Source organism: Pectobacterium parvum, assembly GCF_020971565.1.
Classification (GTDB): Bacteria; Pseudomonadota; Gammaproteobacteria; order Enterobacterales; family Enterobacteriaceae; genus Pectobacterium; species Pectobacterium polare.
This window is the reverse complement of sequence record NZ_CP087392.1, coordinates 4,489,427-4,503,508: the sequence shown is the minus strand read 5'-3', so window position 1 is coordinate 4,503,508 and position 14,082 is coordinate 4,489,427. Positions and strand designations below refer to the sequence as shown.

Sequence of the window (14,082 nt, the reverse complement as noted above, 5' to 3'; positions counted from 1 at the left end):
GGTTACGATTGAAGAGAGTTGGGGGATTCGAGGACTTTGCACGTTTTCATACGGTAGAAAAAAATGACCCCGGCCGAAGCCGGGGTGCGCGAATTATGCGCCAACACCAGGGAAAACATGCACCTGCATTTAGATCTCAGGGTTTGTAAACTCGCAAGTGCGGATATTCGTGTCTTAACTATGTTTCTACTAGAACTGCTCTACCATAACGGCAAACGTTCTTAACGACTACAACTTACAACAGCGACTAAAACCTAGCTACTGTACATCTTCATCAAGCAACAAAATAGCAAATGTAGAAATCTTTGTTACAAGAATCATTAAAATGTGTGATGTAGATTAGTGTTTGTCAATTAAAAAATCAATTAGTTGATGTAATGAAATGAAGGAAAAGATGATGAAACGAGTCGGCATTGTCCTTAGTGGCTGTGGTGTTTATGACGGTTCCGAGATTCATGAAGCCGTGTTGACGTTACTTGCGCTGGATCGCGCAGGCGCGCAAGCCGTTTGCTTTGCGCCAGATAAACCACAATTACAGGTGGTTAATCACCTGACGGGTGACGTAACTGGTGAGAATCGCAACGTTTTAGCAGAATCAGCACGGATCGCCAGAGGAAAAATCCAACCGCTTTCTGCAGCAGATGCACAAGATTTAGATGCGCTGATTGTGCCGGGTGGTTTTGGCGCTGCGAAAAATTTAAGTGACTTCGCTACGCAGGGAACGGCGTGTCAGATTGATGAAACGCTGCAATTGCTCACACAGGAAATTTATAAGCAAAATAAACCAATTGGTTTTATTTGCATCTCACCCGCACTGCTGCCGACGATTTTGGGTGTACCTGTTCGCGTAACCATTGGTAACGATATTGATACCGCTGAGGCCGTCGAAGAAATGGGCGGTATCCACGTGGTTTGTCCGGTCGATGATATCGTGGTTGATGAGGAGCATAAAATCGTGACGACACCGGCCTATATGCTGGCTAACTCCATCAGCGAAGCGGCACAAGGCATTGATAAGCTCGTTGCTCGCGTATTGGATCTCACCGAATGAGGTGGAACCGAGGGCGTGGAGGCTTATTCACGTGGCTGAAGCGCCTGATTGTTCGGAGTGTGTTGGTTGTCATCGGTGCGTGGTTGGCTGGCATCCTGCTGTTTTCCTTCCTGCCCGTGCCGTTCTCTGCGGTGATGGTCGACAGGCAGATTAGCGCATGGCTGAAAGGCGAGTTTTCCTATGTTGCCCATTCTGACTGGGTGGCGATGGAGGCGATCGCCCCGGAAATGGCGCTGGCGGTGATGGCAGCAGAAGATCAAAAATTCCCTCAGCATTGGGGTTTCGATCTTGATGCGATTGGTCATGCACTGAAGCACAACGAGCGCAACACGCAGCGGATTCGCGGTGCCTCTACGCTGTCGCAGCAGATGGTGAAAAATCTGTTTCTGTGGGATGGACGTAGCTGGGTGCGCAAGGGGCTTGAGGCGGGTATTACCACCGGGGTTGAGCTGGTCTGGACGAAACGGCGGATTCTGACCGTGTATCTGAATATCGCCGAATTTGGCCCCGGGATTTTTGGCGTGGAAGCGGCTGCCAGGCGTTATTTCAACAAGCCCGCTAGCAGGCTGACGGCAAGCGAATCAGCCCTACTGGCGGCGGTGCTGCCGAACCCCATTCGCTTTCGTGCGAATGCGCCCTCCGGCTATGTTATTCAACGTCAGCAGTGGATTTTGCGCCAAATGAGACAGATGGGCGGCGACGCGTTTTTGCGAGATAACGATCTGTTGTGAGGTAACAATCTGAATTAAGTCGCCTTGTTCGTTTACTATACCGAGAAATTTTCGCGTTAACGGTCGTGTTTTCGACATCAGGAGAAAGTATGCGGTTACGTTATTGGTCAGGTTTACTGGTTGCGTTGTGTTGTGTGGCTTCTGTTGCCCGTGCGGATGCGGAGCCTAAAGCGTCATCCCCCGATAATCCCTACGCCTTCTTGCAGCAGCCTCAGCTATCCTCGGTAAAACAGCAGCTACAGCAGAAAACGGAAAAGCCGCAGACGCGAATGGCGTACGAGCAGCTTATTTCGGAAGCCGATCGCGCACTGAAAAGTGATAACCCTAGCGTGACGAAAAAGAAATCCACGCCACCCAGTGGTTCAAAGCATGATTATTTGAGCCTCAGCGCCTACTGGTGGCCCGATCCCGACAAAGCTGATGGTTTGCCTTGGATTCGTCGTGATGGGCAGGTAAACCCTGCCAGCAAGGATGAAGAGACTGACGGCGTTCGGCTGGCGAAATTTACTGCCCAAACGCAGGCGTTGACGCTGGCGTGGTATTTCTCTGGCAAACAGGTTTATGCCGATAAAGCCATGTCGATGATCCGTACCTGGTTTATTGACCCCGCTACGCGCATGAACCCTAACCTCGACTTTGCGCAGGGTGTGCCGGGCATCGCGCTAGGAAGGGGCTCAGGCGTGCTGGACGGGCGCTATTTTTCCACCCGCATTGTCGATTCGCTGATTATGCTGCGTCACGCTCCGGGCTGGACGACGCAGGATGAACAGCAGATGCAGAAATGGATGAGCGATTACCTGCACTGGCTGCAAACCAGCAATCTGGGGAAAAAAGAGGCAACGGCCCAGAACAACCACGGTAGCTGGTATACCGTACAGGTTGCGGGGATCGCCTGGTATCTGGGGAAAATCGACGTGGTGAAGTCCATGGCGCAATTGCAGCGGGAGAAATTGGATCACCAACTGCAACCAGATGGCGCCCAGCCGGAAGAGCTGGCGCGTACCCGTTCTTTCCATTACAGCTACTTCAACCTTCAGGCGGTAACGGATATGGCGATGCTGGCTTCCCGCGTCGGCGAGAATATCTGGCAGTACCAAACGCCAACGGGAAGCAGTGTGATAAAGGCGCTGGATTTTATGGCACCGTATCTGGATGAAAATAAAGCGTGGCCGCGCAAGACGATGGACAGGCAAAGCAGCCGCCTTATCCCGCTGCTATTACAGGCAGAACGTGGCTTGAAAACGCCGCGTTACCAGGCGCAAATCAAGCAGGCGGGCTTTGCGGAATTGCTTACCGGTGAGGCTGGCGTGCGTGATAAAGAACCGAGTCATATCAGCGTTGAAACCCGCCGTGCGCTCTGGCTGCTTAATTCTGTTACGCCATAATTTTCTTGAGCCCCGGTCTCATCGGGCAAAGATATACGTCCCTGAACTGGGATAAAAAGCGCAGAGATAAAAAAACCGCTGATGTCGTCATCAGCGGTTTTTTGTTTTTTAAAGAAAAAAGCGCGTTATTGCAGGTAGGTGAAGGCCGTCGTTACATGCTTCACGCCGCCAACTTTACTGGCGATTTCTGCGGCGGAGGTGCCTTCACGCTGTGTCACCAGACCTAACAGGAAGACTTCGCCGTTTTCCGTTGTGACTTTGACGTTAGAGGATTTAACCGTGTCGCTTGCCAGGATCTGTGAGCGCACTTTGGTGGTGATCCAGGTATCCATGGAGGCGGTTCCCATTGAAACCGGCGTGCCTTGGCGTATTTCGTTGTAGACTTCGGCTGCACCTTCCACGCCGAGGGCGATTTGCTTAGCCCGGCTTGCCATTTCTGTGCTCGGTGCTTGCCCTGTTAACAATACTTTCCCCTGATAAGCTGTTGCAACGATACGGGCCTCTTTTTTCAGTTGCTCGTCTTTGCTGATTGCATTCGTCACGCGGACTTCCAGTGTGCCATCGTCAACCTGCGTGCCTACGGTACGCGGGTCCGTGGCCGTTTTGGTTGCCACAGCACTGCCAACAGCAACAACCCCGACACAGCCTTGTAGCAGCAGGGCGATAGACAGCACGGCAAATGCAGAACTTATCCTCATGTAGTGCTCCTTCAATCGTTCTGGTGTGGAAAAAGTGTGTTATCAATTAAATCGCACAGGCAATTTACTGTCAGCATGTGCATTTCCTGAATACGGGCGCTGCGGTGTGACGGGATGCGAATCTCCACATCCTGTGGCCCGAGCAGCCCGGCCAGTTCTCCGCCATCGTAGCCGGTCAGAGCGACAATCGTCATGTCGCGGGTAACAGCAGACTCTACGGCTTTAACAATATCGCGACTGTTACCACGGGTTGAAATTGCCAGTAGTACGTCGCCAGCCTGACCTAACGCTCTGACTTGTTTGGCATAGACCTCTTCATGCAAACGGTCATTGGCTATCGCAGTTAAGACCACATTATCCGCATTAAGTGCGATAGCCGGTAAGCTTGGGCGCTCTGCTTCAAAGCGGTTAATCATGCTGGCGGCAAAATGCTGCGAATTGGCTGCTGATGTTCCGTTACCGCAGCACAGAATTTTGTTGCCGTTTAGCAGAGACTGCACCATCGCAATCGCGCCGCGCGAAATGGCGTCTGGCAAGGCTTCTGCCGCTGCAATCTGCGTTTGAATACTCTCGGTAAAACAAACTTTTATTCTATCCAGCACGTTGAATTAACCTACGTAAATTGAAGTCCATCAAGGATAAGATATCCCTGAGTGGTATACCCGTCATACTTCGAGTTGCATGTACGTTGGCTGCGTTCAGTCACCCGAATCACTTACTGGAGTAAGCTCATCGGGATTCCTTTTCTTGCCGCCTTCCTGAAACTCGAATTATTTAGAGTATAAAAATGTTAGCCCTGTGCGGCAAAGGCGTTAGGGAGCCAGTCGAACTGTTCGCCTGTAATTGCCAGCACGTCAAAACGGCAATCCACCGTGTCAAAGCTGGCACCTCGCTGTGCCAACCACACGGCGGCGGCATGCAACAACCGCTGCTGTTTGCGTCGGGTGACGCTGGCTGCGGCATCACCAAAATGGGCGTTGCGTCGATAGCGAACCTCGACAAACACCCAAATATGTCGATCTCGCATGATCAAATCCAGTTCACCGCCGCGTAGCGTAACATTCGCCGCGGTGAAGGTCAGGCCCGCGCGTTCAAGATAACGCCGGGCCTGTTGTTCGTAAACTGCGCCAGCTGCTCGCTGATTCAGAGAACGGGTACCAGTTGGCCCTGACGATATTGCTGCCAGGTTAGCTGTCGATTGATGGTGCAATCCGGCCCTGAACTCAGCATGCCTGTTGCCCCAGGAATCTGGTGGCCCGGAATCTGGCGCATTTCACCAAAGTGGCTGGCGAGCGTCCAGGCATCCATCCCCATCGCATACAGGCGGACTAACGAGTAATCGTTTTTAAACTGGCTGCTGACTTGTTGCATCAGCGCTGGGTTCGCACCAGCCAACAGCGGAATATCGCTGAACTGCAACCCTTCCATTTCGAGGCGGAAGTCAGGGCCCAATCCGGCCTGGAAGCTACGTGAGCTGGCGTAGAGCGCCGGACGTGCGCGTGACGTGGTGCGCATATCAATCATCGGCTTAATCAGCGCCAGCTCGTCTGGCGTTGCGATGATATAGACCGCATCGATATTACCGCTGACGGACGAGCTGGACGTAGGTTGAACCTGAGAAGGAATGGTTAAACCGCCGATGGTGGTGCCAGACTGTGCCTGCTGCTGCGACACGTTAACAGGCTGACCGCTCAGGCTTAAGCCCGCGCCGCTATTGATGGCCTGTTTTAACTCTGCCGTGTTGCCAAAGCGCTGTTGCAGAGCGCTGGTGCCGCTTTGCTGGTTCCAGGCCTGAGCGAATGCATTAATGATACGGTCACCCAGTGCACCACGAGGGGCTAAGACCAGCGGCTGCTGTTTACCCTGCTGATGGATAAATTTTGCCGCGTCTCGGGCTTCATCTTCTGGAGAGAGGGCGAAATAGCAAATGTTAGGGCTATTTTCGATGTGTTCCGGCTGGTTCAACGCCAAAATATTCAGCGGTGACTGGCTGTTCGCCAACTGATCCACTTCATTTTTCAGCAGCGGACCGATGACCAGCGAGGCACCATCTTGCTGTGCCTGGGTGAGAATATTCGCCAGCGGTTGTGAAGACGTGTCATACACTTTGACCGGGAGCGAGCTGGACAGCCCAGCGCTTGTCGCCTGTGCTTCCGGTGCAGGCGTCGGGGAGGCTACTGCCTGATCGCTGTACGGCGCGGGCGATTGGGTATTCTGACCCTCTGCCGATGGTGTGACCGGTTCAGCTTGCGTGGCGTCTGCTGACGGTGCGACAGGGGCAGATACGGCTGCGGTGGCTATCTGACCGTTCTTTGCCGCGTTAAAGCCTTGCTGGATGGCATTGGCGAAAACCTGCGCCTGACCATTGAGTGGCAACAGCAATGCAATGCTGTTCACCGATGACTGCTGGTAGTTAATGACCTGATTCAACTGCGTAGGCAGCGTTTTTGCAGCAGGATGGTGCGGATAGCGAGTTTGCCAATCCTGAATTGCGCTCTTTAACTGATCGGGAGAAGTCCGGTTATCCTGATAGTTATTCAGCAGATCAACCCAACCTTGCAGCACATTTTCATTCGCATTAATCAGCAGCGAGTTCGACTCCTGCGGTGACATTTGCGTCAATGCCAGCCAGGTCTGATCGAGATTCATCTGATGCTCGTCGCCTTTCAGCAGCGGCTCTTGAGCGATATAGGCCCGCAGCAGCTCAATGGAAGGACGACCTTGTGCTGTTTTGATTTGCGTCTGGTAGTAACGCTGCTTCTGCTGATCGGAAAGTGCGCCCACATCAAGCTGGCTCAGCGCTGCTTTAGCCGCATCCATATTGTTTTGGGCGACGGACAGTTCCGCACTGAGTAACTGCTGTTCTTGCTTTTGCGCGGCGTTCAATTTTTCTGGCAGCGTATTGAACTGCTGGCTTGCCTGAGGAGCTTTCCCTTCCTGTAACAGGGAACGAATAGCAAGTAATTGCCAGTCAGCCTTGTTATTATCGCTACTTTGCTGCATCTGTTGCAGATAATAATCGGATGATGCGTCAGCTTTGCCCTGAACCTCGGGTGGTGGGCTCTGCGGTGCATGACTTGGACAGCCTGCGAGAAATAGTGCCGCTAACAAAACAGGGATAACACGCCCTGCCTGGGTACGGACGAAATGAAAGGGAAGCATACTGTATCCAGTGATTTTTTTTAAAGATGCTCAATATTAAATCGGCAACCCGGATGAAACAATGAATCAAGACCAACAAGCAGACATTTCTGCATCTACCCTCTACATTGTCCCCACGCCAATCGGCAATCTGGGCGACATCACGCAGCGTGCGCTGGCGGTATTGGCGAGCGTTGATCTGATCGCCGCAGAGGATACCCGCCATACCGGTCTGCTGTTACAACATTTTGCGATTAATGCGCGACTGTTCGCATTACACGATCACAACGAACAACAAAAAGCGGATGTGTTGCTGGCTAAATTGCAGTCAGGACAAAGCATCGCGCTGGTTTCAGATGCGGGCACGCCGCTGATTAACGACCCTGGCTACCATTTGGTTCGACGCTGCCGTGAAGCGGGCGTTCGCGTGGTACCGCTGCCGGGCGCTTGCGCGGCGATAGCGGCGCTCTCCGCGTCCGGTCTGCCGTCTGACCGTTTTTGCTATGAAGGTTTTCTGCCCGCCAAAACCAAAGGGCGCAAAGATAAGCTGCGTGAGCTAGGGGAAGAAACCCGCACGCTGATTTTCTACGAATCTACACATCGTCTTTTGGACAGCCTGCAGGATATCAGCGAGGTGCTGGGCGCTGGGCGCTACGTGGTGTTAGCGCGCGAAATCACCAAAACCTGGGAATCGATTCACGGTGCGCCCGTAGGCGAACTGCTGGCCTGGGTGAAAGAAGATGAAAATCGGCGCAAAGGGGAAATGGTGCTGATTGTGGAAGGGCATCAGGTTGATGACAGCGTACTGTCGGCGGAAGCGCTGCGCACGCTGACGCTATTGCGTGCCGAGCTACCGCTGAAGAAAGCGGCGGCGCTGGCAGCAGAGATTCACGGCGTGAAGAAAAATGCGCTTTACCGCTCTGGGCTGGAGCAAGAAGGTGATAGCGGTGAATCGGAGGATGACAAGTAGGGCGATTTGCCCTATCATCCGCGCCGGAGTTGACCAGACAGTCGCCGCTTCACTGCCGTCCCTTTCGGGGGAGACAGGTGGAGGGGAGGAAAGTCCGGGCTCCATAGGGCAGGGTGCCAGGTAACGCCTGGGAGGCGCAAGCCTACGACTAGTGCAACAGAGAGCAAACCGCCGATGGCCCGCGCAAGTGGGATCAGGTAAGGGTGAAAGGGTGCGGTAAGAGCGCACCGCGCGACTGGCAACAGTTCGTGGCACGGTAAACTCCACCCGGAGCAAGGCCAAATAGGGGTTCACATGGTACGGCCCGTACTGAACCCGGGTAGGCTGCTTGAGCCAGTGAGTGATTGCTGGCCTAGATGAATGACTGTCCACGACAGAACCCGGCTTAACGGTCAACTCCCTTCATCATAAAACCCCGCTTCGGCGGGGTTTTGCTTTTTATGAAAGAAAGCGGCTTAACGGTCAACGTTCTTCATTATGAAACCGCCGCTTCGGCGGGAGGCTTTTTCCTTCATCCTGCCATGTATGCCATAACTTTCAAATTAATTGATGTTCTCCATCACATAACTCTGACTTTTTCTGTGTCATAAAGCGCGTAAAGTAAGGCCATCGCGTGTGACTGCACGCTCGCTGACATCTTTCAGAGGATATGACTATGAACAACACTTCCCGGATGCCTGCATTGTTCCTCGGCCACGGTAGCCCGATGAACGTGTTGGAAAGCAATGTGTATACTCAGGCATGGCAAACGCTGGGTGAGACGCTGCCGCGTCCGAAGGCGATTATCGCGGTTTCCGCCCACTGGTATACCCGGGGCACGGCCGTGACGGCGATGGAAAACCCACGCACCATCCATGACTTTGGTGGTTTCCCGCAGGCGCTGTTTGATACCCAGTATCCGGCACCCGGTTCGCCTGAGTTGGCGGCGAGAATCCAGCAGGTGCTGGTGCCGTATCCTGTTACTGCCGATCAAAGCCAATGGGGTTTGGATCACGGCTCTTGGGGCGTGCTGATCAAGATGTATCCCGATGCGGATATTCCCGTTGTGCAACTGAGTGTGGACGGTACGCAGCCTGCCGCGTACCACTACGAATTAGGGCGCAAACTGGCAGCCCTGCGTGATGAAGGTTTCATGATTGTGGCCAGTGGTAACGTCGTGCATAACCTGCGGATGGTGAAATGGGACGGCAACGCGGAGCCGTATCCGTGGGCTGTTTCATTCAATCAATTTGTGCGTGATAACCTGGCTTATCAGGGAGACGATCATCCGCTGGTTAATTTTATGCAACACGAAGGTGCCGCATTATCCAACCCGACGCCCGATCACTATTTCCCGTTGCTCTATGTGCTGGGAAGCTGGGACGGCAAAGAGGCAATCAGTATTCCGGTCGATGGGCTTGAAATGGGATCGCTGAGTATGCTGTCGGTGCAGGTGGGGTAATCCGCTTTTTGCAGCAGAAATGATGAGGCACGGTTTTCACCGTGCCTTATATACTCGTCATACTTCAAGCTACATGTATGTTGGCTGCGCTTCGTCACCCAAATCACTTACCTGAGTAAGCTCATCGGGATGCCTTTGCTTGCCGCCGCCATGTAACTCGAATTATTTAGAGTATATTTTACTGCTTAATCCAGAATGGTATGCGGATAGAAGCGCGAGAGATCCTGAGTGATCAGGGCGCGATCTTCACGTACGCCGATACCACAAGGTTGATCGTTCACCAGCCAGCTACCAATCAGCGTATAGCTGTCGCCGAATTTCGGCAGTTGATGGTATTGCTGGACGATCATGCCTTCTTCGCCGTAAGGGCCGTCGGCTGACGCAATCTCTTTGCCATTTTCGACGATCTGGATGTTCGCCCCTTCGCGTGAAAACAGCGGCTTAATGACGTAGCTGTCCAGCTCAGGATGTTCATCTTCTGCGAAATAGGCAGGAAGCAGGTTGGGGTGATTTGGGAACATTTCCCACAGCATCGGCAGCAGTGCTTTATTAGAAATGATGCTTTTCCAGGCTGGTTCCAACCAGCGCACGCCCGCATCTTCCAGCTTGGTGGAAAACACTTCGCGCAGCATGAACTCCCACGGATACAGCTTGAACAGATTACTAATTACCTGATTTTCAGGATCGGTAAACTGGCCTTTCTCACCGAGGCCGATTTCCTCAATGTACAAAAACTCGCTCGGCAGACCGGCTTCCAGCGCGCAATCCTGAAGGTATTGTACCGTACCGCGATCTTCTTCCGTATCCTGACAGCAGGCGAAGTGCAACAAACCGAAGCCGTGATTGAGCTTTAGCTCTTCAAAGCGTTCGATCAGCTTTTCCTGAATGCTGTTGTACTGGTCTGAATTCTGCGGCAAATTGCCGGCGTTGATTTGATCTTCCAGCCAGAGCCATTGGAAAAAGGCTGCTTCGTACAGCGACGTCGGCGTATCCGCATTGTTTTCCAGCAGCTTGGCTGGGGATTTACCGTCATACGCCAGATCGAGGCGTGAATACAACGAAGGCTGATTGGTGCGCCATGAATGTCTGACGAATTCCCAGGTGTGTTTGGGAATACGGAATTTGGCGAGCAGCACGTCGCTGTTGACGACTTTTTCTACTACTTGCAGACACATCTGGTGCAGTTCTGCTGTGGCTTCTTCTAGCTCTTCGATCTGGGCAAGCGTGAACTGGTAGTAAGCCTCTTCGCTCCAGTAGGGTTCGCCGTACATGGTGTGGAAACGAAAACCAAACTCGGTGGCTTTTTCCTGCCAGTCAGGACGCGCTGTAATATCTATCCGCTTCATCTAATACGTCCTCAGCCGCCCATGCTACGGGAAGAGCTGGAACTTGAACTGGCGCTACTGCGCTGCATGCTGTTTTGCTTCGCGACGGTTTCACCAAAGCCACCACGCGTGATGGTCGAGGTGGTTGCAGGCTTCGGTGCCAGTGCAGTTTTAGGCACGGTCATCGTGCGGCCTGTTGTCGCGTTGCCGTAGTTTTTACCGGTGGAATCAACGAACTGGCTATTTGCTGGGCTGGCTGGCGTTTTTGGACTGAACAGCGGCTGCTGTGCGAAACCAGCACCGCCACCCATCATTCGGCCCCTCATGTAACCGGCCATCAATGGCATCCAGGACATACCGCCGCCCTGCTGAGATTCTGCTGCCATACCGGCCTGTGCTGGTGCTGGCGTTTGGGTACACTGCGCTTCGCCAAATTCCGCTACGCAGTCTTCTTTTGTCGCATATTTTGGTGCCGTTTTTTCTGCTTCTTTTAACGCATTATTGTATGCAGTGGTGCACTGGGCAGCCATTGACGGGTTAGCTGACGAACAATCATCCGCATTTTGGTAGAGGGAGACGGTTTCATCGGTTTGTTCGCAGCTCGCGAGGAAAAATACGGCGCTGACGGCCAAAGCAACAGGTGCCAGACGGTGCGTTCGCCATTCCTTGCGGAACGTTTCCTGATTAATATTTTTTGTACGTTTCATCGTGTTTATCCCAGAGCAAAGCATCACGGCTAATAACAAATAAGTGTGCCTAAGAATAGGGGAACGTTGCTTGAATTTAAAGCGGCAATAGGCGTAACTGAAGGTGTCTTTACGTTGCTATACATTCTGTTGTGCAACGTTTCGCTTTATAGCGAAAGAAGGCGGTTTCAGTGTTCTGGTGCTATCGCGTTATTTTGTGGAAAAAGTGCGGGTATAAAAAGGGGAACCGTGGTTCCCCTGTATCTGATGTTTGTAAACGCAGCTACCGATTAACGCTGCGCCGAGGCGGTAGTGGCCTGCGGAGCGGTGTTGTCGGTTACGGCTGGCGTGGTTGAAACCGGTTGACCCAGTGACGCATTCAGCGCTTGCAGATCGGTTTCGCTCAGCGTGCCTTGCGCGGACTTAATGTTTAACTGATTGATCAGGTAATCATAACGAGCGCTAGAGAGCTGCTGTTTGGCGTTATACAGCGTGGTGGTGGCATTCAGCACGTCAACGATGGTGCGTGTTCCTACCTGATAACCGGCTTCCATTGCATCCAGAGAGCTTTGTGCAGACACTTCTGCCTGTTTGTAAGCGTTGATGCTGCTGATGGACGCAGAAATATTGTTAAACGATGAACGTACTATCTGGATAACAGAACGGTGTGCGCTTTCCAGCAGTTCACTGGAGCTGACATAGCTGTGCTGTGCCTGCTTCACCTGAGAGTTGGTGGCACCACCGCTGTAAAGCGGCAGAGTGAAGTTGATTCCCACTCGGTGTTGCCCGGCGTCTGAATCGTTAAACGAGTTGCTGTTATTCGTCCGTGAGCCGGAATAGCGGGTATCAGTCACGCCCGTCGATGCCGTGAGATCCAACGTCGGCATATAGCCTGTTTCGGCGGAGCGAATCTGCTCACGTGCCAAATCCTGGCTCAAACGTGCGGATAACAGGTTCAGGTTGCGGTTTTCGGCTTCTTTCAGCAGGTTGTTAACCGCTTCAGGTTTCTGGGTAGAGAAGCGTTCGATGTTCAGACCGGCCAGCTGTGGGTAGAAGTTGCCGGTAATCTGACGCAGCGATTCCAGCGCGTTATCCAGCGTATTACGAGCCAGCACTTCGTTTGCCAGCACGCTGTCATACTGTGAACGGGCGTTCTGGACGTCGGTAATCGCAACCAGACCGACGTTGAAGCGCTGTGTCGTTTGATCCAACTGGCGATAAATTGCCTGCTTCTGTGCATTGATGTAGGACAGCGAGTCAATAGCACGCAGGACGTTGAAATAGGCGGTTGCCGTGTTCAGCATCAGGTTTTGCTGAGCGGTCTGATAGGTAACGTCTTCAATACCCGCTTGTTTTTCCTGCAACGTCAGCGCACGCCATTTGGACATGTCGAACAAGGTCTGAGTCAATTGCAGTGAGGCACTCTTGGCGTTGCTGTTGACGTCTTTGTTGTCACGGTAGCCTTTGTTATAGGTATAGTCAGCGCCTAAACCGAGCTGAGGCAGTAACGGGCTACGTGATTCGTTGATTTTTTCAAACGCGGCGTCGCGGGTTGCCGCAGAGCTGCGTAAATCAGGGTTGGTACTTTTTGCCTGCTGGTAGACTTGTAACAGGTTTTCCGCCTGACTCATGGCGCTAAAACCGCCCAGGCTCAGACCAATAAGAAGAGGGAGCAATTTCTTCATTTGCATTCCTTGTTGTGCAGCAATCTCGCTATGGTAGCGCTGTCTGTAGACGAATAATTGTCGATTCTATCAGAATCTGCCAATAGGATAAGGTAGCTGAACGTGCCATCTTTCAGCGGAATATGTCCAAATGGTCAGGTAAATTGACCCGTTGGATGATTCAGTGCGACGTTTTGCTATTCAGTCAGATACCGAAAAGTGATGCGATGGACGGATATAACCCCACTTCGCTGACGTCGCGCCTAATAAACGTTCAAAAACAATGATGAGTATAATGACAGCGGATTCCGCCATACAATACCGGATTCCATTAATACTTGTTACAGGAGTGCAGCCATGGCGTCTTCCGTATCCGGTCCGGTTACTTTCACCAAAGATGATGTAGAAATTATTGCACGTGAAACGTTGTACGATGGTTTTTTTTCGCTGGAGCGTTACCGTTTCCGTCATCGCCTGTTTAATGGCGGCATGAGCGGTGAAGTCAGCCGCGAGATTTTAGAACGCGGTCATGCCGTAGTGTTGCTGCCTTACGATCCGGTGCGTGATGAAGTGGTATTAATAGAACAAATTCGTATCGCTGCCTATGACACCAGCGCTTCTCCCTGGCTGTTTGAGCTGGTGGCTGGCATGATTGAGCCAGGAGAAAGCCACGAAGAGGTGGCGCGGCGCGAAGCAGAGGAAGAAGCCGGATTAAGGGTTGGCCGCTGCCGACCGATAATCAACTATCTTGCCAGCCCCGGCGGCACCAGCGAACGTCTGGCGGTGATGGTGGGTGAAGTGGATACCCGCACGGCGAAAGGGATTCACGGCCTGGCGGAAGAAAATGAAGATATCCGCGTACACGTGGTGAGCCGTCAACAAAGTTATCAATGGGTTGAAGAAGGGATTGTTGATAACGCCGCATCTGTCATTGCCTTGCAATGGTTGGCATTGCACCATGAAGAACTGAAACGTGAGTGGGTGGATTGA

13 protein-coding genes and 1 other RNA gene are annotated in these 14,082 nt (G+C 52.6%); 7 read left to right on the top strand and 7 right to left on the bottom strand.

The features are described from left to right. Positions 1-397: 397 nt before the first annotated feature. The 3 genes from elbB to LOZ86_RS20295 all read left to right on the top strand — a co-directional run bounded on the left by elbB (position 398) and on the right by LOZ86_RS20295 (position 3,167). A complete protein-coding gene (gene elbB, locus LOZ86_RS20305) occupies positions 398-1,051 on the top strand; it encodes an isoprenoid biosynthesis glyoxalase ElbB (protein ID WP_039482274.1) in 654 nt (217 codons plus the stop codon). Continuing rightward, complete coding sequence (gene mtgA / locus LOZ86_RS20300) at positions 1,048-1,782, top strand: monofunctional biosynthetic peptidoglycan transglycosylase (protein WP_039482271.1); 735 nt, start codon at positions 1,048-1,050, stop codon at positions 1,780-1,782. Before elbB ends, mtgA begins: the two co-directional genes overlap by 4 nt. A gap of 89 nt (positions 1,783-1,871) precedes the next feature. Further along, complete coding sequence (locus LOZ86_RS20295) at positions 1,872-3,167, top strand: alginate lyase family protein (RefSeq protein WP_039512760.1); 1,296 nt, start codon at positions 1,872-1,874, stop codon at positions 3,165-3,167. Between the two features lie 125 nt (positions 3,168-3,292). Here LOZ86_RS20295 and dolP read toward each other — a convergent pair whose 3' ends face one another. From dolP to LOZ86_RS20275, 4 genes are all read right to left on the bottom strand, one after another. Then, a complete protein-coding gene (gene dolP, locus LOZ86_RS20290; RefSeq protein WP_010296714.1) occupies positions 3,293-3,865 on the bottom strand; it encodes a division/outer membrane stress-associated lipid-binding lipoprotein in 573 nt (190 codons plus the stop codon). Between the two features lie 11 nt (positions 3,866-3,876). Then, the gene (diaA, locus tag LOZ86_RS20285; RefSeq protein WP_005975525.1) at positions 3,877-4,467 is read right to left on the bottom strand and encodes a DnaA initiator-associating protein DiaA; all 591 of its coding nucleotides are present in this window, start codon (positions 4,465-4,467) and stop codon (positions 3,877-3,879) included. Positions 4,468-4,655: 188 nt separating this feature from the next. Then, the gene (locus LOZ86_RS20280; RefSeq protein ID WP_039279491.1) at positions 4,656-5,012 is read right to left on the bottom strand and encodes a YraN family protein; all 357 of its coding nucleotides are present in this window, start codon (positions 5,010-5,012) and stop codon (positions 4,656-4,658) included. Continuing rightward, positions 5,009-7,027 (bottom strand): penicillin-binding protein activator, encoded by a 2,019-nt coding sequence (locus LOZ86_RS20275; RefSeq protein ID WP_039482265.1) that lies wholly within the window; start codon positions 7,025-7,027, stop codon positions 5,009-5,011. Before LOZ86_RS20275 ends, LOZ86_RS20280 begins: the two co-directional genes overlap by 4 nt. Positions 7,028-7,088: 61 nt before the next feature. Here LOZ86_RS20275 and rsmI point away from each other — a divergent pair, with 61 nt between their 5' ends. From rsmI to ygiD, 3 genes are all read left to right on the top strand, one after another. Continuing rightward, entirely contained in the window at positions 7,089-7,976 is an 888-nt protein-coding gene (rsmI, locus tag LOZ86_RS20270; protein ID WP_230242692.1) for a 16S rRNA (cytidine(1402)-2'-O)-methyltransferase, read from the top strand. Between the two features lie 25 nt (positions 7,977-8,001). Then, positions 8,002-8,380, top strand: an RNA gene (gene rnpB / locus LOZ86_RS20265) — RNase P RNA component class A. Between the two features lie 251 nt (positions 8,381-8,631). Beyond that, positions 8,632-9,417 (top strand): 4,5-DOPA-extradiol-dioxygenase, encoded by a 786-nt coding sequence (ygiD, locus tag LOZ86_RS20260; RefSeq protein WP_039482260.1) that lies wholly within the window; start codon positions 8,632-8,634, stop codon positions 9,415-9,417. Between the two features lie 185 nt (positions 9,418-9,602). On the opposite strand, the gene LOZ86_RS20255 is transcribed toward ygiD, so the two are convergent. The 3 genes from LOZ86_RS20255 to tolC all read right to left on the bottom strand — a co-directional run bounded on the left by LOZ86_RS20255 (position 9,603) and on the right by tolC (position 13,113). Next, complete coding sequence (locus tag LOZ86_RS20255) at positions 9,603-10,763, bottom strand: glutathionylspermidine synthase family protein (RefSeq protein ID WP_039482257.1); 1,161 nt, start codon at positions 10,761-10,763, stop codon at positions 9,603-9,605. A gap of 11 nt (positions 10,764-10,774) precedes the next feature. Next, positions 10,775-11,449, bottom strand: coding sequence for a DUF1190 family protein (locus tag LOZ86_RS20250; protein ID WP_230242690.1), 675 nt, complete (start codon positions 11,447-11,449; stop codon positions 10,775-10,777). Positions 11,450-11,718: 269 nt separating this feature from the next. Continuing rightward, positions 11,719-13,113: an outer membrane channel protein TolC gene (gene tolC, locus LOZ86_RS20245; RefSeq protein WP_161546700.1), complete on the bottom strand. Its 1,395-nt coding sequence runs from the start codon at positions 13,111-13,113 to the stop codon at positions 11,719-11,721. A 336-nt stretch (positions 13,114-13,449) separates the two neighbouring features. On the opposite strand from tolC, the gene nudF reads away from it, so the two are divergent. After that, positions 13,450-14,082, top strand: a complete 633-nt coding sequence (gene nudF, locus LOZ86_RS20240; protein ID WP_039482247.1) for an ADP-ribose diphosphatase — start codon at positions 13,450-13,452, stop codon at positions 14,080-14,082.

Coding starts and splice junctions, on each gene's coding strand:
- rsmI (WP_230242692.1), top strand. CDS start 7,089: ATGAATCAAGACCAACAAGCAGACATTTCTGCATCTACCCTCTACATT.
- elbB (WP_039482274.1), top strand. CDS start 398: ATGAAACGAGTCGGCATTGTCCTTAGTGGCTGTGGTGTTTATGACGGT.
- nudF (WP_039482247.1), top strand. CDS start 13,450: ATGGCGTCTTCCGTATCCGGTCCGGTTACTTTCACCAAAGATGATGTA.
- LOZ86_RS20250 (WP_230242690.1), bottom strand. CDS start 11,449: ATGAAACGTACAAAAAATATTAATCAGGAAACGTTCCGCAAGGAATGG.
- LOZ86_RS20275 (WP_039482265.1), bottom strand. CDS start 7,027: ATGCTTCCCTTTCATTTCGTCCGTACCCAGGCAGGGCGTGTTATCCCT.
- dolP (WP_010296714.1), bottom strand. CDS start 3,865: ATGAGGATAAGTTCTGCATTTGCCGTGCTGTCTATCGCCCTGCTGCTA.
- mtgA (WP_039482271.1), top strand. CDS start 1,048: ATGAGGTGGAACCGAGGGCGTGGAGGCTTATTCACGTGGCTGAAGCGC.
- LOZ86_RS20295 (WP_039512760.1), top strand. CDS start 1,872: ATGCGGTTACGTTATTGGTCAGGTTTACTGGTTGCGTTGTGTTGTGTG.
- LOZ86_RS20255 (WP_039482257.1), bottom strand. CDS start 10,763: ATGAAGCGGATAGATATTACAGCGCGTCCTGACTGGCAGGAAAAAGCC.
- tolC (WP_161546700.1), bottom strand. CDS start 13,113: ATGAAGAAATTGCTCCCTCTTCTTATTGGTCTGAGCCTGGGCGGTTTT.
- ygiD (WP_039482260.1), top strand. CDS start 8,632: ATGAACAACACTTCCCGGATGCCTGCATTGTTCCTCGGCCACGGTAGC.